General features: G+C 52.7%; 2 protein-coding genes and 1 pseudogene. All 3 read right to left on the bottom strand.

From position 1 onward, the window contains the following. Positions 1-121 (bottom strand): annotated as a pseudogene (locus tag A918_RS20760) (4'-phosphopantetheinyl transferase superfamily protein); the annotation flags it as partial. Further along, positions 118-699, bottom strand: a complete 582-nt coding sequence (locus tag A918_RS0115665) for a DUF2062 domain-containing protein (protein WP_022711969.1) — start codon at positions 697-699, stop codon at positions 118-120. The gene A918_RS0115665 and the pseudogene A918_RS20760, both read right to left, overlap by 4 nt. Before the next feature lie 488 nt (positions 700-1187). Continuing rightward, positions 1188-2321 (bottom strand): oxygen-independent coproporphyrinogen III oxidase (hemN, locus tag A918_RS0115660; protein ID WP_022711968.1); only part of this gene is annotated, 1134 nt, incomplete at its 5' end.

Below are 2321 nucleotides of genomic sequence, written 5' to 3'. Positions count from 1 at the left end.
TTGCAGCCTTGGCACGCTCGCGCTCCGTAAACACCCGCTCCGTAAAGCGGCTGCCGTGGCGTTCAAGTGTTTTTTCAATGCGGCGGATATCAATCAGATCACTACCGATACCAATAATCATCGGGAAGCGCCCTGCTCTGCCAGATTTTTCTTTAATGAAATACGCTGCAGGCGCTTATGACGATAGCTGATCGTTGCCCAGCGCGTTGCCACATAAACAGCCAGCGCACAGCCAAGACCAAGCACCAGCGAACCGAACAGCATCGGCTTCAAAATCGGCTGCCACAGTTCAGCAAAACTCATCTGCTTGAAAATTTCGCTTTCCAGAATTCGGGTCAGCGGTAATGCCTGTGCCTGACCGTTTTCATCAACGATCATCCGGCCGACTTCATAGGTGCCGCCCCAGATAAACGGAATTGTCAGCGGATTTGCCAGTGCCGTACCGATCGCAGCGGCAGCAATATTACCGGCAATGAGGTAAGCGAGAACAATCGCAAGAATGAGATGGAAACCGAAGAACGGGGTAAAAGCCGCAAAAACACCGACGGCCAGACCTGCCGCAACTGCATGCGGGCTGGCAGTAATACGGGTGATCCGCTTGCCCATATAGCGCATTGAGCGCGAGAAAGAACGGCGCGGCCAGATCATCGTGCGAAGGCGCTCCCTGTAACTCAAGGGTTCTCTGCGTCTGAACAACATGACTTTCTGCCACCATCCTTAACTAAATCTGAGTATATCTGCATTGATGCACAGACATAACTGCTTCGCTTCATAGGCGGGAAACTCCCGTGAAGCTATCTCAATTATACGAGAATTAAGACTTTTTTAACAGTTCAAATAGTTATCGCATGAGGAAAGCACAGCAGCAATGCGGCAAGAGGTAGTATGCCGCCTGAATAATGCGTCTTGAGACGGGATTATACGCCCCGCGAAAATATAGTTTTTCCAATAATATCAGGCAGGTTTACATATAATTTGCACTGCTTTTGAATACAAAAAAGCATCGCACTGATCCGCCGCGCCCCCGTGGCAGATCAGGCGATGCCTCTTGCAGGCAAAATCCGCGCTGAAGCTTACCCCTTCAGCCTGCAGTCTCTGCCCTCTCCGCATCTGCCCGCGCCCCCGCGGCTAATGCGAAGCTCTTTCCATGGCCAAAATCAGATGACCATGCTGAAACCCGGCCGGTTTTATATGGCCATACTAAAACTATGTGCACATTCCTTACGGAACTCATCAAATACTGCTGCGACGAGCCTCACCAGCGAATGATGTTCCGGTGCCATCACAATCACTGAACCCTGCACTGTGACGATACCATCGGCAGCCAGCGGGCGCAGCAATGCGAGTTCATCAGAAAAATTCACACCTGCTGCGACATCATTCAGATCGACACGGAAATCGCACATCAGCTTTTCAATGATCTGCGCCCGCAAGCGGTCAGAATCGTTAAATGCATAGCCACGCGTTACCGGTGCCCGTTCTGACAGCACAGCAGCTTTATACTGACCGATATCGGCAATATTCTGCGTGTATCCTTCACGGAACTGCGAGATAGACGACGCGCCGAAACCGAGCAGTGTCGGGCAGTCATCATCCGTGTAGCCCTGAAAATTGCGTCGCAATTGTCCGGCCTTTGCGGCCACAGCCAATGCATCAGACGGCAGGGCATAATGATCAATGCCAACCGGCTCATAACCCATAGCCATAAATGTCTCACCGACGATCTGCGCCTGCTCAAAACGGGCATCGGCATCGGGCAACAGGCTGGTATCAATCAGCCGCTGATTGGCACGGCGCGCAGGCAGATGCGCATAACCGTAACAGGCAATACGGCTCGGACGGAATGCCGCCACACGTTTGCAAGTCTCACGCAATGTAGCGACCGTTTGCAAAGGCAGGCCGTAGATAAGATCAAAATTCAGGCTGGTTATGCCAACCTGCCACAGCGAGTTGACCGCAGATTCAACCTGCTCAATCGGCTGCACACGGCCAATGGCCTGCTGCACATCCGCATTAAGATCCTGCACGCCAAGGCTGGCACGGTTGACACCAACCTGCGCCAGATCACGGCACAGTTTCTTGTCAACTTTGCGCGGATCAAGCTCGATGGCATGTTCCATATCATCCGCAAAATCGAACTGCTCACGCAGCACTTGCGTGATACGGGCAATGCCCTCACCGCCCAAAATGCTTGGTGTGCCACCACCCCAGTGCAGATGCACAGCTTTCGGGCGTTCAGTCAGATATTGCCCCGCTTGGCGAATTTCGCGGATCAATATATCGGCATAAGCCTCAATCACAGTATCACGCCGCGCGACCTT

Source organism: Pseudochrobactrum sp. AO18b, assembly GCF_000409565.1.
Taxonomy (GTDB): Bacteria; Pseudomonadota; Alphaproteobacteria; order Rhizobiales; family Rhizobiaceae; genus Pseudochrobactrum; species Pseudochrobactrum saccharolyticum.
This window is presented reverse-complemented; position numbering and strand designations above follow the sequence as displayed.